Annotated in this window: 16 protein-coding genes; 9 read left to right on the forward strand and 7 right to left on the reverse strand. The window is 64.9% G+C overall.

Annotated elements, in window-relative coordinates:
- Nucleotides 1-203 precede the first annotated feature (203 nt).
- Nucleotides 204-4,169, forward strand: a complete 3,966-nt coding sequence (locus AT984_RS02720) for a two-component regulator propeller domain-containing protein (RefSeq protein WP_058718795.1) — start codon at nucleotides 204-206, stop codon at nucleotides 4,167-4,169.
- Nucleotides 4,170-4,320: 151 nt separating this feature from the next.
- On the opposite strand, the gene AT984_RS02725 is transcribed toward AT984_RS02720, so the two are convergent.
- Nucleotides 4,321-5,277 (reverse strand): DUF3494 domain-containing protein, encoded by a 957-nt coding sequence (locus AT984_RS02725; protein WP_082680285.1) that lies wholly within the window; start codon nucleotides 5,275-5,277, stop codon nucleotides 4,321-4,323.
- Between the two features lie 425 nt (nucleotides 5,278-5,702).
- On the opposite strand from AT984_RS02725, the gene AT984_RS02735 reads away from it, so the two are divergent.
- The 7 genes from AT984_RS02735 to AT984_RS02765 all read left to right on the forward strand — a co-directional run bounded on the left by AT984_RS02735 (nucleotide 5,703) and on the right by AT984_RS02765 (nucleotide 14,197).
- Nucleotides 5,703-7,778 carry a S9 family peptidase gene (locus AT984_RS02735; protein ID WP_082679733.1) on the forward strand — a complete coding sequence of 692 codons (2,076 nt, stop codon included), beginning with the start codon at nucleotides 5,703-5,705 and terminating at the stop codon, nucleotides 7,776-7,778.
- A gap of 190 nt (nucleotides 7,779-7,968) precedes the next feature.
- The gene (locus AT984_RS02740; protein ID WP_082679734.1) at nucleotides 7,969-9,006 is read left to right on the forward strand and encodes a histone deacetylase family protein; all 1,038 of its coding nucleotides are present in this window, start codon (nucleotides 7,969-7,971) and stop codon (nucleotides 9,004-9,006) included.
- Nucleotides 9,003-9,473 (forward strand): acyl-CoA thioesterase, encoded by a 471-nt coding sequence (locus AT984_RS02745; RefSeq protein ID WP_058722044.1) that lies wholly within the window; start codon nucleotides 9,003-9,005, stop codon nucleotides 9,471-9,473. Before AT984_RS02740 ends, AT984_RS02745 begins: the two co-directional genes overlap by 4 nt.
- 32 nt (nucleotides 9,474-9,505) lie before the next feature.
- Entirely contained in the window at nucleotides 9,506-10,201 is a 696-nt protein-coding gene (locus AT984_RS02750) for a nitroreductase (protein ID WP_058718798.1), read from the forward strand.
- A 13-nt stretch (nucleotides 10,202-10,214) separates the two neighbouring features.
- On the forward strand, nucleotides 10,215-11,195 hold the full coding sequence (locus AT984_RS02755; RefSeq protein ID WP_058718799.1) for a 2-hydroxyacid dehydrogenase: 981 nt from the start codon (nucleotides 10,215-10,217) through the stop codon (nucleotides 11,193-11,195).
- Nucleotides 11,196-11,231: 36 nt separating this feature from the next.
- On the forward strand, nucleotides 11,232-12,959 hold the full coding sequence (rmuC, locus tag AT984_RS02760; protein ID WP_231741504.1) for a DNA recombination protein RmuC: 1,728 nt from the start codon (nucleotides 11,232-11,234) through the stop codon (nucleotides 12,957-12,959).
- A complete protein-coding gene (locus tag AT984_RS02765) occupies nucleotides 12,956-14,197 on the forward strand; it encodes an MFS transporter (RefSeq protein WP_058718800.1) in 1,242 nt (413 codons plus the stop codon). Before rmuC ends, AT984_RS02765 begins: the two co-directional genes overlap by 4 nt.
- Before the next feature lie 84 nt (nucleotides 14,198-14,281).
- On the opposite strand, the gene AT984_RS02770 is transcribed toward AT984_RS02765, so the two are convergent.
- Entirely contained in the window at nucleotides 14,282-14,959 is a 678-nt protein-coding gene (locus AT984_RS02770; RefSeq protein WP_058718801.1) for an OmpA family protein, read from the reverse strand.
- 301 nt (nucleotides 14,960-15,260) lie between these two features.
- On the opposite strand from AT984_RS02770, the gene AT984_RS02775 reads away from it, so the two are divergent.
- The gene (locus tag AT984_RS02775; protein WP_269465249.1) at nucleotides 15,261-16,649 is read left to right on the forward strand and encodes an HD-GYP domain-containing protein; all 1,389 of its coding nucleotides are present in this window, start codon (nucleotides 15,261-15,263) and stop codon (nucleotides 16,647-16,649) included.
- A gap of 36 nt (nucleotides 16,650-16,685) precedes the next feature.
- Here the strand turns inward: AT984_RS02775 and AT984_RS02780 are convergent, their stop codons facing one another.
- The 5 genes from AT984_RS02780 to AT984_RS02800 form a co-directional block, all read right to left on the reverse strand.
- Entirely contained in the window at nucleotides 16,686-17,135 is a 450-nt protein-coding gene (locus tag AT984_RS02780) for a hypothetical protein (RefSeq protein ID WP_058718802.1), read from the reverse strand.
- Nucleotides 17,136-17,267: 132 nt separating this feature from the next.
- Entirely contained in the window at nucleotides 17,268-17,912 is a 645-nt protein-coding gene (locus AT984_RS02785) for an esterase/lipase family protein (RefSeq protein WP_058718803.1), read from the reverse strand.
- A gap of 108 nt (nucleotides 17,913-18,020) precedes the next feature.
- Nucleotides 18,021-18,539: a hypothetical protein gene (locus AT984_RS02790; RefSeq protein WP_156421864.1), complete on the reverse strand. Its 519-nt coding sequence runs from the start codon at nucleotides 18,537-18,539 to the stop codon at nucleotides 18,021-18,023.
- Nucleotides 18,540-18,596: 57 nt separating this feature from the next.
- The gene (locus tag AT984_RS02795) at nucleotides 18,597-18,980 is read right to left on the reverse strand and encodes a YegJ family protein (protein WP_058718805.1); all 384 of its coding nucleotides are present in this window, start codon (nucleotides 18,978-18,980) and stop codon (nucleotides 18,597-18,599) included.
- 193 nt (nucleotides 18,981-19,173) lie between these two features.
- On the reverse strand, nucleotides 19,174-19,533 hold the full coding sequence (locus tag AT984_RS02800) for a hypothetical protein (RefSeq protein WP_058718806.1): 360 nt from the start codon (nucleotides 19,531-19,533) through the stop codon (nucleotides 19,174-19,176).
- Between the last annotated feature and the right edge of the window lie 116 nt (nucleotides 19,534-19,649).

A 19,649-nucleotide genomic window follows, 5' to 3' on the forward strand; every position in this document is an offset into this window, starting at 1 on the left:
CGGAGGGCGGTGCAAGGCCCCGCCGAGATGTTGGATGACTTGTCAGGCGGGAGCCGGAGACCGATTTGTTCAAGCATGAGGACCAGCGCGCTGTTAACGCAGCGAGTAGGGGGCAGCCACAAAGGCCACAAGAGAAGTGGTCACGCGGGGCCGACGCCTTGCGTGCCTTGGCCTTTTGCGGGCTCTTGCTTTTGTGTCAGCCCTTGGTCTGGGCAAGTGCGCTGCACAGCTTGCGCTTTTCTCATCTGGGGGGAGCACAGGGGCTGCCGGGCGGTAGCGTCATCAGCCTTTTGCAAGACCGCCACGGTCTGGTCTGGATGGGCACCACAGCCGGCCTGGCGCGCTTTGACGGCCAGGCGGTCAAGACCTTTAAGTCTCGCCCCGAGCAAGCAGATTCCCTCAGCCACTCCTTGGTTGAAGCCTTGCTAGAGGACGAGCAGGGCGTGCTGTGGATAGGCACGCGCGGCGGCCTGGACCGCATGCCGCTAGCAAGCGAAAAAGTTGAGCGTCAGTCGATGCCGGAGTCCTTCAGCCTCGCCGAGCGGCGCGTGCTAGCCCTGGCGCCTGCCGGGCCGCAGCGTTTGTGGGTGGGCACCGTGGGCGGCTTGCTGATGTTCAACACGGCCGAGCGGCGCTTTGTCGACTGGCAGCGGCCGGGGGGCGAGCGCCTGTCGCTGAAGCGGCCGATTCGGGCCTTGTTGCCGGATGGGCAGGGCGGCGTCTGGGTCGGCGAAAGCCATGAGGTGCTGCGGATCAATGCACAGGGCCAGGTGCTTTATCAGTTTGGCACCCTCAACGGCCTGGGTGCTGACGCCATGGCGGCGAGCGATTTGCATGTCAGCACCCTGGCCCTTGACGGGCAAGGCCGGATTTGGGTGGGCATGGTCGGCGGCCTGCAGACTTGGCGCTGGGCCGAGGGGCAAAACAAAGACTTGGCGCCGCGCCCGGATCCGCTGGGCTTGCAACTGAAGCTGCCCCGCGACCGGGTCTACAGCTTGCTGCGCGACCGCGATCAGGCCATGTGGATCGGCGCCTTCAACCGCCCGGCTTTGTACCGTTGGCAAGAGGGCGCAAAAAATGAGCGAGGTGAGCCCGTCCCCGGCCGCCTCGACACCTTCGTCAAGCTGCCCTCGGTGGACAGCAGCTTGAGCGAAGACTCGGTCGCCAGCCTGATGCAAGACCGCAGCGGCGGCCTGTGGGTGGGCACCTTGAGTGGCGGCATCAGCCTGGCGGATCTGGGCGGCCGGCGCTTTTCCACCTACTTGAGCTTGCCAGGTGACGACAAGAGCTTGTCCAGCGACACGGTGATGGCCGTGGCCTTTGACGGCGAGCAGCATGTTTGGGTTGGCACTTATGGCGGCGGCTTGAACCGCTTGCATCTATCCAGCGGCGAGGTGCAGCGCATCAGCGCGCAAGAGATGCCGCTCAGCCATGTCAAAGCCTTGTGGCGCGAGCCGGATGGCCTGCTTTGGGTGGGCGGCGAGCGCGGCCTGCAGCGTTATGACCCGCGGAGCCGGCGCAGCCAGACCTTTGACCTGCGGCCGAATATGATGGCGCCGGTCTCGGTCAGCGCCATGCTGCGCATCGCTTCGGGCGAGCTGTGGGTCAGCAGTGCGCAAGGCCTGTACCGAGTGGACCGCAGCGGCCGGGTGCGGGCTTATCAGGCCGACCCGCGCAATCCCGCGGCGCTCAGCCACGACATCGTTGACTGCTTGTTGCAAGACCGCAGCGGGCGGCTGTGGGTGGGCACCAAAGGCGGGCTGCATTTATGGGATGCGGCGAACGACAGTTTTTCGCAGCCGGTGCAAGGCAATGCCGATGTAGCGAGGCCTTCGAGTCTGCAGGTTTACGGGCTGCGCCAGGATCAGCAGGGGCGCATCTGGGCCGCCTCGGAGTCGGGTTTTTTTGAGTTGATCAGCGCCGGTCCTGGGCGCTGGCAGTACAAGAGCGGGTCGCAGCTGCCGGGCATGCCTGGCGGTGCCTTCGAGTCGATTCAGGATGCTGAGTCGGGCAGTGTCTGGCTGGGCAGCGAGCAGGGCTTGACCGAGTTCATGCCGCAGGCGCAGCGCGCTAGGTTCTACCCCGGAGCCAGCCACTTCAACGGCGGCTTCAGCTTCGGCGCGGCGGCGCGAGCCCCGGATGGCACGCTCTACTTTGGCGGCAAGGGGCTGGTGCGATTTCGCCCCGAGGCCATGCAAGACAACGCGCAGGCGCCCCAAGTGGTCTTGAGTGATCTGCGGGTGTTCAACCAATCGCTGGCGGCCGAGGGCAAGGCGGAGCCCGTCAGTGAGGGTCAGTCAGCTGCCAGTAGGCCCACGCTGACATTGGCCGATCTGGGCGTCACTGGACCGCTGCATCTGGCACAGCAACTGCGCCTCAGTCACAAAGAGGCGATGGTGAGCTTTGTGCTCTCGGCGCTGTACTTCGACAAGCGCGGCCTGGTGCGGCATGCCTGGAAGCTGGAAGGCTTTGACCGCGACTGGATCTACGGCCAAGACAATTCCGGCGTGGCGACCTACACCAATCTGGACGCCGGCCACTACCGCTTGCTGGCTAAGGCCGCCAATCCCGATGGGGTTTGGGGCAAGGAGCAGCAGTTGCTGAATGTGGAGGTGCTGCCACCGTTTTGGCGCACCACCTGGTGGAACGCAGGCCTGGTCTTGACCGCGCTGCTGGCCCTGGGCGGCGCCTACCGTTGGCGGGTGCGCCGCTTTCACCGCAGCCGTCAAATTTTGCAGCAGGAGGTGGCGGCCCGCACCCATGAGTTGCAGCAGCAGGCCCATCAGTTGGCGCAAGAAAAACTAGTGGCTCAAGCCCAAAGCGCGCTGGCGCTGCAGGCCAGTGAGTCGGCCGAAAAAGCCCGCCATGACATTGCCTTGCTGAGCGAGATTGGCCGCCAGATCACCGCCTCGCTGGATGTGAACTCCATCCAGCAAACGCTCTACCAGCAGATGGGCGAATTGATCGCGGGCGATGTCTTCGGCCTCGGCTTGGTCAATTGGTCGGCGCGCACCTTGGCCTTTGACTTTGTCATGCACCGCGGAGAGGCTTGCAAGCCCTATGTGCGCAGCCTGGAGGCCGTGGAGATGCCGGCGGTGCAAGCGGTATTGAGCGGCAATTCCCAGCGGGTGGACCAAATCGACCGTGACAGCCGGGTGCTCTACAAGCAGGAGGGTCCGACCCGCATCGTGCTGCAAAGTGGCGCCGACCCGGCCCCTGTGCACTCGGGCATTTATGCGCCCATGCTGCTGAAGGACCGGGTCGTGGGCCTGATCTTCATGCTCAGCGAGCGCAGCCATGCCTTCCAGGCCAGCGATCTGGCGATTCTTGAAACCCTGGGTGCTTACGCGGCGGTGGCGCTCGATAACGCCGAAGCTTATCGGCAACTGAAGACGGCTCAGACCCAACTGGTTGAGCAGGAAAAAATGGCGGCACTCGGCTCGTTGGTGGCAGGCGTGGCCCATGAGCTGAACACCCCCATCGGCAACAGCTTGTTGGTGGCCAGCACCTTGCTGGATCGCGGCCGCGCCTTCACCAAGCAAATGGCGCTTGGGGGCTTGCGCCGGTCGGAGTTGGAACAGCATTGCCAGGCCAACGAGGAATCCAGCCTCCTGCTGGTGCGCAGCCTGGATACCGCCGCACAGCTGATCACCAGCTTCAAGCAGTTGGCGGTCGATCAGACCTCGGAGCAGCGGCGCGAGTTCCAACTGCACACCTTGTGCAACGAGATCGCCCAGACCCTGGGCAACCGCCTGCGCCGCGAGGGCCATGAGATGCGTCTGCAAGTACCTGATGATTTGACGCTGGACAGCTTCCCCGGCCCGCTGGGCCAGGTCTTAACCAATTTGATCTTGAATGCCGTCATCCACGGTTTGGAGGGGCGGCGCGACGGCCTGTTGCAGCTGTCGGCCGAGGCCTTGGAGGGTGGGCGGATCCGCCTGATCTTCAGCGACAACGGCCGCGGCATCAGCGCCGAGCACATCGTTCGAGTGTTTGATCCCTTCTTCACCACCAAGCTAGGGCAGGGCGGCAGCGGTCTCGGCCTGCACATCAGCTACAACATCGTGCACTCGGTGTTGGGTGGCAGCATCGAGGTCAGCAGCGCGCCGGGCGAGGGCGCCCGCTTCGAGATCCTCATTCCCGCCGTGGCACCCTTGCGGGTGGAGTGAACCCGCCCGCGCGGCGAAAAACGCCAAGCTCGCTGCCTATGAGGCCGATATCCGGCGGGTGCGGGCACCCGTTCGCAGCCCCCCCGTGCGACCCGCCTGCATAGACGCCAGTGCACACCGTGCAAAGGTCGTCCCGACTTGGCGTGGCGACTCAGCCCCGCCTGCGACGAAACGCGCCGAGCCCGCAAATGCCGCAAATGCCGATGCCGAAGAGCGCAAGGCTGGCCGGTTCGGGGACGTTGGGGGTGATAGGCGCAAAGGGCAGAAAGGCCACTGAAGTTATCCCCTCAGGGCTGGTCGTGACGTCAAGCCCGCCGCCCAAGCCATCGCTGCCGCTGAGCAAGCCGGTGCAGCTATTGGAAAGCGTATTCATCTGCAAGGTCACCGCCCCCGTCTTGGCCAGTACGCGCCCGCAGTTGTCTCTTGCCCCTGTATTCAAGCTGATGCTGGCGACGGCAAGGATATTGCCCATGAAACTCGTGTTGCTGCCCAGCGTGGCCGAGCTGGCTACGTTCCAAAAGACGCCGGCGCCCTGTCCGGTATTGGTGACGCTGACCACCGAGTTTGCCGAGGTAATGAGGGTGCTGGCCATCTGGAACACCCAGGCCGCATTGGCATTGCCTTGCCCGTCCAGAATGAGCACGCCCGACAAATTGCTCGTGCCGGCCGGCACGGTGTAGACGCCAGGAGTGAGGGTCATGCCAACCAGATCGGCGCCCAACAGGGTGCCGACCCCGAGGGAGGAAAGATTGGTGATGGCCGAGGTGAGCTGGCCCTGCGCGGCCGCGGCGCCTGCCGTCCCCGCGTGGACAAGACCACTCGTCACTTGCGGGTCGGCGACCGCAAGGCCCGGAGAAGACAAAAAGCCCGTGATGGCATTGGCCCCGCCACTTGACCACACACCGACATTGCCGGAAATGGTGCTGGTGGGCACATTGGTCACCGTGGCTGCGCCCAGCACCGTGAAGGTGGACAAGTCAGTGCCCAGCAAGGGCAAGGCCATGGCGGAATTCGCTCCCACCATCGCCAACAGCAGCGCCGAGGTCGCAAAGTTGATGCCAAAGGCGCGACTCCTTGGCGGCATGCTGATCTTCGAATTGATGTTCATCACGTGACAACTCCCTTGCTGGTGAGATGCGCCGGCTGCGAATCAGCGGCATGCACGCGACTGACCATAAACCGCACATAAATCAGGTCTGTGCGTTGGCACACACAAGCGGTTCCCGGGTGAAGCTGCAGCGCCAGCGAGATGGGAGACCTGAGCCTGGACCTGAGCCCGGACCTGAGCCCGGACCTGACCCCGGGCCTGACCCCGGACCAATCCGGGGCCCGCGCCACCCCTGATGCTGCTTGCAGCGCCGTTCGCGCTCTAGCACCCCTGCGGCGCTCCCCAGCGGCATTTCATCGGCGGCACTTCATCCACCCTAGGCGCAGGCGGTGTCACCGCCTGCGCTGCCCGTCGCACCCCGCCCCAGCTGCTCCTTCTGAGGTCTATGCTGCGGGTCTCAATTCCTTCTCATGAGGTGCTCATCCATGACTCCTGTTCGCGCTTTCGGTCTTGCTTCCCGTTCCCTGCTGCCGCTGAGTCTGGCGCTGGCCGCAACCTTGCCGGCAGCCGCGCATGCGGCCACCGCGCCCGTAGCCAAGGCCGACGGTCTGGTGGCCGAGACGCCGCTGATCGCCCGCTCTGCCTTGTTTGGCAACCCGGTCAAGAGCGGCGCCCAGCTGAGCCCGGACGGCCAATGGCTGTCCTGGATGGCGCCCGTGAATGGCGTGATGAACGTCTGGGTGGCGCCGGCCGACAAGCCCGAGGCAGCGAAGTCCATCACCGAGTCCAAGGACCGCCCGATCCCGAGTCATTTCTGGTCCGGCAACAGCCAGCAGGTGCTGTTCATCAAAGACAACGCCGGCGACGAGAACTTCCACCTCTACGGCGTGGACATCAAGACCGGCACCCAGCGCGACTACACGCCCTTCGACAAGGTGCGCGTGCGCCCCACCGGTTTCTCGACCCGTCGTGTCGATGAAATCCTGATCGGCATCAACAACCGCGACCCGCGCTGGCACGATGTGCATCTGCTCAACCTCAAGACCGGTGAGCTCAAGCTGGTGATGCAGGCGGATGGTTATGCCGGCTTCCAGGCCGACAACGATCTGAACCTTCGCCTGGCCATGCGCCCCAACGGCGCCGGCGGCATGGACTTCTTCAAGGTGCAAGACGGCAAGGTCGAAGACAAGCCCAGTCTGAGTACCAATCTGGAGAACAGCAGCACCTCGCCCCTAGGCTTCACCCACGACGGCAAGACCCTGTACTGGATGGACTCCCGCGAGACCGACACCACTGCCGTGATCGCCGAAGACGTGGCCAGCGGCAAGCGTACCGTGCTGGCACAAGATGCCCGCGCCGACCTGGGCGCCACGCTGCGTGACCCGGCCAGCGGCGTGGTGCAAGCCTATGCCGTCGAGTACCTGAACAGCGAATGGAAGTTCCTGGACAAGACACTCCAGGCCGATTTCGATTGGTTGCAGAAGCAGCTGGGCAAGGGCGAGGTCTATGTCGCCAGCCGCACCCGCAACGACGACAAGTGGATCGTCGGCATCGACCCGGTGTCCAAGGTCGCTGCCACCTACCTCTACGACCGCAAGGCCAAGAAACTGCAGGCGCTCTATGTTGCCCGCCCCGAGCTGCAAGGCGCCCCCCTGGTGGACATGCACGGGGTGGAGATCAAGGCCCGTGATGGCCTGATCCTGCCCAGCTACCTGACCCTGCCCAAGGAGGCCGACAAGAACGGTGACGGCAAGGCCGACAAGCCCGTGCCCCTGGTGCTGCTCGTGCACGGTGGCCCCTGGGGCCGCGACGGCCATGGCTACAACGGCTACCACCAGTGGCTGGCCAATCGCGGCTATGCCGTGCTGTCGGTCAACTTCCGCGCCTCCACCGGCTTTGGCAAGAAGTTCCTCAATGCCGGCAACAAGCAGTGGGGCCTGACCATGCATAAGGACCTGCTGGACGCGGTGGACTGGGCCGTCAAGCAAGGCGTGACCACCCAGGACAAAGTCGCCATCATGGGTGGCAGCTATGGTGGCTACGCGGCCCTGGCCGGTGTGGCCTTCACGCCCACCACCTTCGCCTGCGCGGTGGACATCGTCGGCCCCTCGAACCTGGAAACCCTGCTCGGCACCATCCCCCCGTACTGGGAAGCCGGCAAGAAGCAGATGTATAGCCGCATGGGTGACCCGACGACCGAGGAAGGCAAAGCCATCCTGCGCGCCGCCTCGCCGCTCTACAAGGCCGACCAGATCGTGCGCCCGCTGCTGATCGGCCAAGGCGCCAACGACCCGCGCGTCAAGCAGGCCGAAAGCGACCAGATCGTCCAGGCCATGCAGGTCAAGAAGATCCCGGTCACCTATGTGCTCTACCCCGATGAAGGCCATGGCTTCAACAAGCCCAATAACCGCATCGGCTTCAACGCCGTGGCCGAGAGCTTCCTGGGCCAATGCCTGGGCGGCCGCGTCGAGCCTCTGGGCGAAACCGTGCGCCAATCGACTGCACAGATCGTGACGGGTGCAGAGCATGTGCCGGGGCTGGAGGCTGCGGCGAAGAAGTAAGTCGCAAGGCCAGTCGCCCTCTCACCGCCCGGCCAAGGGCGGTGATCCGCGCCCCTGGGGTCTGTCATGATCCAGGGGCGCTTTCCTTGACGGGTGAGCACTGACCTTCCGGACCCCCTGCAGCTACAGCCGCCCCAATGACGCCGGCATGACAGACCCTCAGCCGCAGTTCCGGCTATCGTCTGTCCCCATGCGCGCCTTTCATTCCGATGCCTTCAGTTTGGCCCTGCCGCCCGGCCACCCGTTTCCGCAGTCCAAATACCGTTTGCTGCGTGAGCATTTCGAGGCCAGCCCGGGCCTGCTGCGCATGCAGCCTGCCGAGCCGGCCAGTGAGGGCGAGCTGGCGTTGGCGCACACCCAGGACTATGTGGACGCCGTCTTGCTGGGCCATTTGAGCGCCGCGCAGCAGCGCGAGATTGGCTTCCCCTGGTCGCCGCAGATGGCGGAGCGCTCGCGCCGCTCGGTGGGCGCCACCATCATGGCGGCGCGGGCGGCCTTGTTTGAAGGCGAGGGCGTGGCGGCCAATATGGCCGGAGGCACCCACCATGCGCAGGCGGACAAAGGCTCGGGCTATTGCGTCTTCAACGATGTGGCGGTGGCTGCGCGCCTGATGCAGGCGGAATGGCACCGTGATGCCAACAAGGGCACCAACGCCCGGCTGCTGCGCGTGTTGGTGATCGACTTGGACGTGCACCAGGGCAATGGCACGGCGGCCATTTTTCGGGATGACCCGAGCGTGTTCACCTTCTCCATGCACGGGGCCAAGAACTTCCCGTTTCGCAAGCAGCCCAGTGATCTCGATGTGGAGCTGGCTGATGGCTGCGGTGATGCCGACTATCTGGCCGCCCTGACGGCGGCGCTGGGCCAGATCGACGCGGCCGGGCCGTTCCAGCTGGCGTTTTACCTGGCCGGGGCCGACCCACATGAGGGCGACCGGCTGGGCCGGCTCAAGCTCAGCAGCGCCGGGATGCTGGCGCGTGACCAGCAGGTGCTGGACTTCTTGCGCCAGCGCCGCATCCCCGTGGCCCTGAGCATGGCCGGCGGCTACGGCCGCGAACTCAGCACCACCGTGGCCTGCCAGGTCGCGACGCTGGAGGCCGCGGCGCGCAGCTGGCAACAGTGGCAGCAGTGGTGGCAGCCTGGGGATGAGCCGAACCCCGCCAATGCCTTGCGCGCCAGCCCAGGCGAGCCATCCAATCCGAACCCAATGCAAGAATGCAAGCCATGACCGCCAGCGCACCCAGCAGCACCAACAACAATCCCCGCCCCGTGGCCGACGGCCGCGACAGCTACGCTCGCTTTGTGCCCCTGAGCACCCGCTGGATGGACAACGACGCCTACGGCCACCTCAACAATGTGGTCTACCTGAGCTTGTTCGACACGGCGGTCAACCAATACCTGATCGAAGCCGGCGCGCTGGATCTGCACCAGGGCGCCGTCATCGGCTTGGTGGTGGAGACGCATTGCAATTACTTCGACTCCCTGGCCTACCCGCAGCGCATCGAAGCCGGCTTGCGGGTGCACAGCCAGGGCCGCTCCAGCGTGCGCTACGAGATCGGCTTGTTTGCCGAAGGCGCCGCGCTGTGCGCCGCGCGCGGCCACTTCGTGCATGTTTATGTGGACCGCCAACATCGGCGGCCGGTAGCCCAATTGCCTGATGCTTATTTGAGTGCTTTGAAAGGACTGACCCTGTGACAACGCCTACGCCTGAAGCCCAACGTTTTGCCATGCCCACGCCCGCCGAGACGGCTGCTGTGGACGCCGCGATTGAAACCCGCCACTCCATGCGCGCCTTCACGCCCGAGGCGGTGCCGCGCGAAACGCTGGAAGACATCTTGCGCGTGGCCGCGCGGGCGCCTTCGGGCACCAACACCCAGCCCTGGCAGGTGCATGTGCTGACGGGTGCCGCTAAGCAGCGCCTGAGCGACCGCATCCTGGCCACCTATCTGGACCCAGCCCAGAACGCCGCGCACCAAGAGGAATACGCCTACTACCCGCAGCAATGGGCTTCGCCCTATATCGACCGCCGCCGCAAAGTGGGCTGGGACCTTTACGGTTTGCTGGACATCGCCAAGACCGACAAAGCGCGCATGCAGCACCAGCATGGCCGCAACTACCAGTTCTTCGACGCACCGGTGGGCCTGATCTTCACCATCGACCGCGTGATGCAGCAAGGCAGCTGGCTGGACTACGGCATGTTCTTGCAAAACATCATGATCGCGGCCCGCGCGCGCGGCCTGCACACCTGCCCGCAAGCTGCCTTCACCCAGTTCCACGCCTTGATTGCGGATGAACTGCAGCTCGCCCCCACGCAGATGCTGGTGTGCGGCATGGCCCTGGGCTTTGCCGACCCAGCCGCGGTGGAAAACAGCCTGGTGACCGAGCGCGCTGCGGTGGCCGAGTTCACCCGCTTTCTGGCTTGAACGGGTGCCACGCATGAAGCCCAAAGTCCTGATCGCCCGGCGCATTTTTCCCGACGTGGTGGCGCGTCTGCGCGAGCATTTCGAGGTGGAGTGGTACGACGAAAACGAACCGCTGACGCCCGCGCAATTGCAGCGCCGCCTGGCCGACAAGCAAGGCCTGTTTGCCTCGGGCACCGAGCAGATCACGGCTGAGTTGCTGGCCGCCTGCCCCGAGCTGAAGGCGGTGTGCCTGATGACCGTGGGCTACAACAATGTGGATGTGGCGGCCTGCACGGCGCGCGGCGTGCTGCTGACTAACGCGCCCGATGTGCTGACCGAAACCACCGCCGACTTTGGCTTCGCCCTGATGATGGCGGCCGCCCGCCGCATCAGCGAGAGCGAGCATTTCCTGCGCCGTGGCGACTGGACCCAGTGGCGGGTTGATCTCTTTGCCGGCGCCGATATTCACGGCAGCACCCTGGGCATTCTGGGCATGGGCCGCATCGGCCAGGCCATTGCCAAACGCGGCGCCCTGGGCTTTGGCATGCAGGTGATCTATCACAACCGCAGCCGCCTTAGCCCTGAGCAAGAAGCACCGCTGGGCGCGCAGTGGGTCAGCAAGCAAGAGCTGCTGAGCCGCGCGGACCACCTGGTGCTCGTCGTGCCCTACACGCCCGAGTCGCACCACCTCATCCAGGCGCAAGACCTGGCCCTGATGAAGCGCAGCGCCACCCTGACCAATATCGCGCGTGGCGGCGTGGTGGATGAAGACGCGCTGGCCCAGGCGCTGGGCGAAGGCCGCTTGGCTGCAGCGGGCCTGGACGTGTTCGAAGGCGAACCGACGGTGAACCCGCGCCTGCTGGCGCTCAACAATGTGGTCTTGACGCCCCACATCGCCAGCGCCTCGGTGCCCACCCGGCGGGCCATGTGCAATCTGGCGGCCGACAACCTGATCGCGGCGCTGACCGGGGGCCAGGTCTTGACGGCGGTGAATGGGCGCGAGCTGGCGGCCTAGCCCGGCCAAGCCGGTGCCGCCTGAGACAATGGTGGCATGAGCATTGTTGAAATTGTGATCTTGGCGCTGCTGGCGCTGGTGTTGGTGTTGCTGATCGTGAGCCTGTGGTGGCAGGCCAGCAGCCGGGGTGAGGACAAGGGTGTTGATATGGGCGCCCAGCTCAGCCCCATCGTGCAAGCATCGAGTGAGCGCCTGGAGCGCGAGTTACGCCACGAACTCAGCCAGAACGCCAGCGGCATGCGCCAAGAGCTGCTGCAGACCCTGAGCCAGTTCCAGCAAGTTTTGCTGAACCAGGGCGGCGATGTGGCCCGCACCCAGAACGAGCAGATCGACAGCTTCCGCCTGCAGCTCGGCAGCTTGCAACAGGGCCTGAGCGACAGCTTGCAGAGCACCGCCCAAGGGCTGAATGCCCAAGCCCTGGCGGCCCGCCTGGCGCAGGATGAAGCGCAGCAGCGCAGCGCGCAGACCCAGCTCGACGCCATGCAGCAGATTGCCCGCGCACAGAACGAGCAGATCGAGGCCTTCCGCCTGCAACTCGCCGGCATGCAGCAAGACCTGAGCGTTAGCCTGCAGGCCACCACGCAAGCCCTCAACACCCAAGCCCTGGCCGCGCGTGAGGCGCAAGACCAGGCGGCCCAGCGCAGTGTGCAAGCGCAGCTGGAGGCGATGCAGCGCTTGTCTGACACCATGAGCGCTCAGCTCAAGGCCTTGTCGCAGGCCAATGAACAGCGCCTGAACGAAATGCGCGCCACGGTGGACCAACGCCTGACCCAGGTGCAGGCCTCGGTGGAGCAGCGCCTGGTGGCGATTCAGCAAGACAACGAGAAAAAGCTCGAGCAGATGCGCGCCACCGTGGACGAGAAGCTGCACGCCACGCTGGAGCAACGCCTGGGTGAGAGCTTCAAGCAAGTGGCCGACCGGCTGGAGCAGGTGCACAAAGGCCTGGGCGAAATGCAGAACCTGGCCCGCGATGTGGGCTCGCTCAACCGCGTGCTGACGAATGTGAAAACACGCGGCATCTTCGGCGAGGTGCAGCTGGCCGGCTTGCTGGAGCAGGTGTTCACGCCCGAGCAGTACGCCAGCAATGTGGCCACCATTCCCGGCAGCAGCGAGCGGGTTGAGTTCGCTGTTTGCCTGCCGGGCCAGCGCGAAGACGGCGCGCCCCTGTGGCTGCCCATCGACGCGAAATTCCCGCGTGAAGATTACGAGCGCTTGCTCGAAGCCCAGGACCGCGCCGATGTGGCCGGTGTTGAGGCCTCGTCCAAAGCCATCGAACTGCGCCTGCGCGCCGAGGCCAAAACCATTCGTGAGAAGTACATCGCCCCGCCGCACACCACCGATTTCGGCATGCTGTTCGTGCCTACCGAAGGCCTTTATGCCGAAGCCTTGCGCCGTCCCGGCTTGGTGGAAAGCCTGCAGCGCGAGCACAAGGTGATGCTGGTGGGCCCCACCACCTTGCTGGCCACGCTGACCAGCTTGCAAATGGGCTTCCGCACCCTGGCGCTGGAGAAGCGTTCGGCCGAGGTCTGGGAGGTGCTGGGCGCGGTGAAGACCGAGTTTGGTAAGTTCGGCGATGTGCTGGCCAAGACCAAGAAGAAGCTGCAAGAAGCCAGCAACACCATCGACCAGGCCGAAACCCGCACCCGCGCGATGACGCGCCAGCTTCGCAGCGTGGAGTCGCTGCCCGATGAGGCCGCCAGCAAGCTGCTTAAGCTCGGTTTGCCGGCCGATGCCTTGGACGCTGCTGATGAGGCTGACATGTGAGTGATGCTGATCCCGCTGAAGCCGCCGCTGGAGCCGACGCCGGGGCCAAAGCTGGCGACGCTGCCGGCGCCGTCCCGCCGCCGCATGATCTGCGCCGTGCCTTCCCCTGGCTGATTGCCACCCTGGTGGCCGTGCATGCCTGCATGGCCGTCACCCGCGTGGCCGCCAGCTTGTGGACGCTCAATCAGGGCTATGGTGAATGGACGGTGGGTGTCTTGCTGAGCCTGTTCGCCATGGCACCCATCGTGCTCTCGCTGTGGGCCGGGCGCCAAGCCGATAAACATGGCTTCCACCGCCCCGTTGGCATCGGTGTGTTGATGGCCTTCACCGGCGCGGTGGTGGCGCTGCTGGGGCAGTCGCTCTGGAGTATTGCCTTTAGCTGCTTGCTCAGCGGCGGCGCCATCTCGGTGGCCGCTGTGGCCTTGCAGCGCGAGGCGGGGCTGATGGCGGATGAGCCCTCCGAGCTCAAGCGCATCTTCAGCTGGGTGGCTTTGGGGCCGGCCTTGTCGAATGCGCTGGCGCCGGTGGCGGCGGGGCTGTTGATTGACCACATCTCTTTTCGTGCTGCTTTTGTGCTGGCGCTGGCCCTGCCGCTGATTGCCTGGGCGCTGGCGCAAAAAGTGCCGCGCCACCCGCCCAAGCCGGTCAGCCCTGCCAGCAAAGCGCGGCCCGCCTGGGACTTGCTGCGTGACCCGGCGCTGCGCAATCTGCTGCTGGTCAATGTGGTGCTGTCGGCCAGCTGGGACGCGCACAGCTTTGTGGTGCCGGTGGTGGGCCACGCCAAGGGCCTCAGCGCCTCGCAGATCGGCCTGGTGTTGGGCTCGTTTGCAGTGGCGGCCACCTGCGTGCGCCTGGCCATCGTGCGCTTCGCGGATTCACTCGATGAGTTGAAAGCGGTACGCGCCGCCATGCTGCTGGCCACCGTGATGCTGCTGGGCTATGCCTGGCTGCCGGGCGCGGCGGGCATGATGCTGGGCTCGGCCATGCTGGGTCTGGCGCTGGGTTCGGTGCAGCCCATGGCTTTATCGCTGCTGCATCAGGTCACGCCGTCGGACCGCCAAGGTCAGGCCCTGGGCTTGCGCATGATGGTGGTCAACAGCGCCACTGTTGCGATGCCGGTGGGCTTTGGCCTGCTGGCAGGCGTTACGCTGGCTGCCGCACCGATGTGGCTGATGGCCGGCTTGCTGGTGCTGGCGCAATGGCCGGCCAGTGTGATCCGCAAGCTGCCGCAGGAATAGCCCAAGCGAAGGCCGTTGCTGCTGATGCAGGGGGCAGGGCGCCAGCCATGCAAAAGCTGGCCTGACGCCCCGTTTCGCTGAGTCTTAGGCCGGCTTGTCCTGCTCCCGCAGGAAGATTTCCACCCGGCGATTCTTGGCGCGGTTCTCGGCGCTGGCGTTGTCGGCAATGGGCTCGTGGGAGCCACGGCCAGCGGCCTCAATCCGGCCCGGGCTGATGCCCCGGTCCACCAGGAAGTTGCGCACCGAGTTGGCCCGTTCCACCGACAACTTGTCGTTGATGGTGTCGTTGCCGGTGCTGTCGGTGTGGCCCACCACGCGCACGCGCAGCGAGGGGTCATTGCTCAGGCCGTTGCCAAAGTGTTCCAGCACCGTGCGCAACTCGGGCTTGAGGTCGGCGCGGCCGGTGTCAAAGGAAATATCGCTGGGCACTTGCAGCTTGAGCTGGTTGTCTGCCGTGCGCGCCACTTCCACGCCGGTGCCTTGGGTGGCCTGCTCCATCGCCTGGCGCTTGGCCTCCATCTTTTTGGACCAGATATTGCCGCCGACGGCACCCGCCGCGCCGCCCAGCAAGGCGCCGGTGGTGGCGCCATCGCGCCCGCCAATCAGCCCGCCCAACACGGCACCCGCGGCCACGCCGATGCCGGCACCGGTGGCCGTGCCTTTTTGCTCTGCGCTCATATTGGCGCAGGCGCTGAGCAGCAGGCTGACGGCCAAGGTGGTGGGCAACACCAGGCGTTTGAAGGATCGTGCATTTGTGTTCATGGGCTTCCCTTGAAAGTGGACGTTGAAGTGGCCGAAAGACTGCTTTGGCCTCGCAATGTTCCGCAGTTTGGTACGGGTGCTGCCAGCCTAAACCAATCTCAGCCCTTTGCGTTGATGCCCCGCAAATCCATGGCCGTTCGGCGTCGCCAGGGCAGGGGACGCGGCCCTGTGGCTGGCAGCGCTGCGGCATTCTCGGCTGCAAGTCACACAGTCCGCGTGGCCATGCGCCGTCAAGCGGCAAGCCGATGCGCGTTCTCGCTGAGAATCGGGCGCAAGAGTGACGCACCGAGGAAGGACTGGGATGGAACGACTCACGCACGGCGGGCAGCCAGGGCAGATGCAAGACGCCGACATGGGCCTGACCATGGCCGAACTCATCGGCTCACTCAGCCACGCGCTGGACATCACCGAAGGCCAGCCCAAAGGCCATTGCGTGCGCTGCTGCTGGATCGGCATGCACATCGGCAAAGCCATCGGCCTGCAAGAGCAAGCGCTTTGGGAGCTGTACTACACCTTGCTTTTGAAAGACCTGGGCTGCAGCAGCAATGCCGCGCGCATCTGCGAGCTGTATCTGACCGACGATCTGCAGTTCAAGCGCGACTTCAAAACCGTCGGCGATAGCCTGCCGCAAATGCTGCGCTTTGTGTTCAGCCATACCGGTTTGAATGCCGGCATGGCCGATCGTTTTCGCGCCATCATGAACATCATGCGCAACGGCCCGGAGCTGGCGCATGAGCTGATTCAAACCCGCTGCCAACGCGGCGCCGACATTGCCCGCCAGCTGCGCTTCCCCGAGACCGTGGCCGACGGCATTCATGGCCTCGACGAACACTGGAACGGCCTGGGCAAGCCCAGCGGCCTCAAGGGCCCGCAAATCCCGCTCTACTCACGCATTGCCTTGCTGTCGCAGGTGATCGACGTCTTCCGTACCGCCGATGGCCCGGCGGCGGCCTTGCAGGAAGTGTCGGCCCGCACCGGCACCTGGTTCGACCCCGAGCTGTGCGCGGCCTTCCAGTCCCTGGCCCGCGACGAAGCTTTCTGGGCCTGCATGGAGTCGCCCGACATTGAAGCCATGGTGCGCGCGCTGGAGCCCAGCAATCAGCGCCTGCCGCTGGATGACGACTATCTGGACGATATTGCCGCCGCCTTCGGCCAGGTGGTTGACTCGAAAAGCCCCTTCACCAGCGGCCACAGCATGCGCGTGGCGCAGTATGTGGACGCCATCGCCGCCACCCTGGGCCTGGATGATGGGCGCCGGCGTTGGCTCAAGCGTGGCGCCTTGCTGCACGACGTGGGCAAGCTGGGCGTGAGCAATGCGATTCTGGACAAGCCCGGCAAGCTCGATGAAGAAGAGTGGGGCCAGGTCAAGCTGCACGCCCAGTACACCGAGGCGATTCTGGGCCGCATCAAGCCCTTCGCGGAGCTGGCCCGTGTGTCCGCCGCCCACCATGAGCGCCTGGACGGTGGCGGCTACCCCAAGGGTTTGATGGGCGCCGACATCAGCCTGGAAACCCGCATCATCACCACGGCCGACATCTTTGACGCCATCTCTGCCGAGCGGCCCTACCGCGGCGCCGTGCCCATCCCCAAGACGCTGGAGATCATGGGCGAATCGGTAGGCACCGCCATTGACGCGCGCTGTTTTGAAGCCCTGAAAGCCGCACTGGCCTTGCAAGGCCTCGGCCAGTGAGTTGATCGCTGCCAGGCTGGCCTGAGGTTTGCGCCCTCAGGCCATGAACTGCCGAATCGAGCCGCACACCACCCGCAACTGCTTGTCGTCCATGCGGCTGATGATGTTGCGGATGACCGTGCCCATCAACTTGTTCACGCCCACCATGCCCAGCGCGGCCGACTGCTGCACCAGAAAGTTCGCCTTGGTGGCCTTGAGCGATTGCAAAAAGTACTGGTCCAGCCCCTGATCGGTCAGCTCCAGCACCAAGTCAGTCAGCACATCTGCGTGCTCGGTCGCTTGTTCTGCGGCCTCCACCGCCAGCAGCACCTTGAGCGTCTTCACCCGCAGCGCTTGCGAGTGGTGGAAGCGCAAGAAGGGTTTTGAGTCCGGCTTGGCTGGCGCTTTTGTTTCGGACTTGGGCTTTGGCGCCGCCTTCGGCTCAGCGGCCTGCTTGGCTGCGCGCTTGGCGCTGGCGGGCGCGGGGTGTTTCGCTGGGCTTGGCATGGTTTGGACCGTGTCGCGATTAAAACTTCATCCTACGCTGCGGTGCCGCAGCAGCGCGCTTCCCAGTCACAAGAACTGCACGGTTAGGGAGATCTGCCCATTGGCGCTTGCCGCAGTACGCCGGGCGCGCCGTCAGCCCCCGACCGGGCGCCCCTCAATGCGAGCCAGGCGATCCAACATGATGGTGATGGCTTCGCCGTGGCTGGGCAGCAGCGGGTGGCTCTCGTTCAGGTAATGCGCGTCCGCAAAAACATGCGGGCAGGTCTCTGATTCCGACAACATGCCGTCGTTGCGCGAGCGGTGGCCGGCCAGCTGGGCTAGGCCAGCGATGGATTTGGTGCCCACGATGCACGTGGTCGGCACATCGGGCCGGCTGATCGCTTGCATCCGCCGCGCTGAGGCGGCCACCTGGCCGCAGTCACCCGTCAGCATCCGGTAGGCAATGCAGCGGCCGAAAGACTTGCTGAGCTTCGATGCCCGCAAGGGCGAGCCCAGCAAGAACAAATGCCTGGGCGGCCGGAGGGCTGGCCCGGCTTGCTGCAAGGCGGCACGCAACAGCACGCCGCCGAAGGAATAGCCGATGAGGGCGTAGTCCGCGCCGCCAGCGGCCATGGTGCGAATGCGTTGCTCAACCTGGGCCTGCAGGGCGCTGAAGCTGTGCCGCGCCGTGAGGTATGAGAAGTGTTCGATCTGGTGCCCGCTCTGGGCCATGCGCCGCAGCAGTTCGCCGCGATAGACCTTCGCGCCGCCAATCCCGTCCACAAACAGCACTCGCATCTTGAGCTTTGATTCCTAACAGTCCATCCATCCACTCGAGTGGCCACGACGCTCGTGCCCGGCACCAGCCCGCGTGAATGTAGCGCACCGGGGCTGCCCGCCCTTGGCCTATGCAGGGGTGGGCGAGGAACTGATCACCATGACTTCATCAAAGCCTTCCTCCAGCGTCGGCGGCTCCAGGCTGTCGAAGACATGGCGCATGGCTTCTTCCTTGATTCGCGCCAGCCCGCTGCGCTGCGCATTCCGCGCCAAGGCAAGCTCGAAGGGCGCATGGAGCCACACGCCAATGCGCTTGCGGCAACCCACGCGCGCGGCCATCAGCAAGGCCCGCTCGCGGTGCCGGCGCGAGGGCAGGGGGCCGGAGAGATATACCGCCAGGCGCGGCCCCAGCTGGCTCTGCGCGGCCACCCAGGTCGACTTGCCAGCGCCTTGCAGGCCGAACACCACATAGAAATGCGCCTCGGGGCCCAGCTCAAGCAGGCGTCGCTCCGTAAGCGCATACGCGCGATCCCAGGCCGCCATCACGTCCTCGCGCCCCACCGGCACCGCGCCGCTCAGGTCGAGGAATTGGTCGGGGTCGATGCAGTAGGGTGGAGCATCGGCATCACGGCTTGGCATTGAGGGCATCGTGGAATTGGCTATGGCCATGCGGGAAGCTTGGGCTGAGTCGGTGCTGCCCCTGGCTCAAGGCGCGCATTCAAGCTTCATGTCCTTGCGAATTTTGGCGGCCTCGTCGGCCTTCATGCGCGCCAGCAGCACACAAGTGGTGAAGTGTCCATGCCGCTTGCCGTCCTTGGTGTAGCCCCAATCGACGATCTGGTCCCGCGAGAAGCTGACCTGCTTACCCCACGCCAGCGTTGGGCTGTACTGAGGTGCGCTTTTCAGAATGCCTTCAAAGCCATCGCCTTTGCCATTGACGCCCCCACTCACACGAAAGGGCGACACCCACATCAGCTCGCGCGAAAACGAGACCTTCAGCTCGAAGCGCTCGGCTCCTGACTTGGGGTTCTCTTTGATTTGCATGAAGGCGCCCAGGGAGTCCCGCGCCTTCTGGATCGCCTGATTCATTGGCACATCAGCGTCGCGAACCGCCGCGATGTTGTCGTTGGCAAAAGCCGGTCCGAATAGGCGTGCTAGCAGCAGAAGTAAAAGACCGGATCGCATCGACGCTATTCACCATTCAGAAACTAAACGGGCGCCAGATTACCAGTCGATGGCGCCCAGATTGCAGCAGCGGCTTGATGACTGAGCGTTCATTCAGTTAGTCACCGTCAGACCTGAACTGAAAAGCGGCGATGAGCAGCATGGCCGCCGCAAATGCAGCCCAAAAGTACGACACCCCATGGATGCCGAACTGCGCATGGAAGAAGGTCATGACTGGCGACAAGCGCCCGGTGAACGGTGGTGATGTCGGCTGGACCCACTGAACAACTGCCATGACACCAAGCAAGATCCCGAGGGCGGCACTGAACTTCCACCTTCGCAAGGGCCTCGCGCGCCAGCCATTCTTGAGTGCAGTACGCGGCAATGGTGTGACTGAGCCGCTCGCGGCCCGGCGGCGTTCCCAGCCAATGAAAATCAGCAAGGCGACGAGGGCGGCGATGAACAGGAGTGTTGGCATAAGAATGGCGGTATCGATGGAAGCCCGGCTCAGCAGCGGAGCGCTTTCATGTCGATGCCGAGCGACTGCGTTGGTGGGGCACGGCGAGCGCAGGAGGAAGTCGGTGTGATGGATGC

This window comes from Paucibacter sp. KCTC 42545 (genome assembly GCF_001477625.1).
Taxonomy (GTDB): Bacteria; Pseudomonadota; Gammaproteobacteria; order Burkholderiales; family Burkholderiaceae_C; genus Paucibacter_A.

What these genes read in the sequence shown, in the direction of transcription:
- AT984_RS02725 (WP_082680285.1), bottom strand. Translation starts at nt 5,277, where the DNA reads ATGAACATCAATTCGAAGATCAGCATGCCGCCAAGGAGTCGCGCCTTT.
- AT984_RS02735 (WP_082679733.1), top strand. Translation starts at nt 5,703, where the DNA reads ATGACTCCTGTTCGCGCTTTCGGTCTTGCTTCCCGTTCCCTGCTGCCG.
- AT984_RS02740 (WP_082679734.1), top strand. Translation starts at nt 7,969, where the DNA reads ATGCGCGCCTTTCATTCCGATGCCTTCAGTTTGGCCCTGCCGCCCGGC.
- AT984_RS02745 (WP_058722044.1), top strand. Translation starts at nt 9,003, where the DNA reads ATGACCGCCAGCGCACCCAGCAGCACCAACAACAATCCCCGCCCCGTG.
- AT984_RS02750 (WP_058718798.1), top strand. Translation starts at nt 9,506, where the DNA reads ATGCCCACGCCCGCCGAGACGGCTGCTGTGGACGCCGCGATTGAAACC.
- AT984_RS02755 (WP_058718799.1), top strand. Translation starts at nt 10,215, where the DNA reads ATGAAGCCCAAAGTCCTGATCGCCCGGCGCATTTTTCCCGACGTGGTG.
- rmuC (WP_231741504.1), top strand. Translation starts at nt 11,232, where the DNA reads ATGAGCATTGTTGAAATTGTGATCTTGGCGCTGCTGGCGCTGGTGTTG.
- AT984_RS02770 (WP_058718801.1), bottom strand. Translation starts at nt 14,959, where the DNA reads ATGAACACAAATGCACGATCCTTCAAACGCCTGGTGTTGCCCACCACC.
- AT984_RS02775 (WP_269465249.1), top strand. Translation starts at nt 15,261, where the DNA reads ATGGAACGACTCACGCACGGCGGGCAGCCAGGGCAGATGCAAGACGCC.
- AT984_RS02780 (WP_058718802.1), bottom strand. Translation starts at nt 17,135, where the DNA reads ATGCCAAGCCCAGCGAAACACCCCGCGCCCGCCAGCGCCAAGCGCGCA.
- AT984_RS02785 (WP_058718803.1), bottom strand. Translation starts at nt 17,912, where the DNA reads ATGCGAGTGCTGTTTGTGGACGGGATTGGCGGCGCGAAGGTCTATCGC.
- AT984_RS02790 (WP_156421864.1), bottom strand. Translation starts at nt 18,539, where the DNA reads ATGCCCTCAATGCCAAGCCGTGATGCCGATGCTCCACCCTACTGCATC.
- AT984_RS02795 (WP_058718805.1), bottom strand. Translation starts at nt 18,980, where the DNA reads ATGAATCAGGCGATCCAGAAGGCGCGGGACTCCCTGGGCGCCTTCATG.
- AT984_RS02800 (WP_058718806.1), bottom strand. Translation starts at nt 19,533, where the DNA reads ATGCCAACACTCCTGTTCATCGCCGCCCTCGTCGCCTTGCTGATTTTC.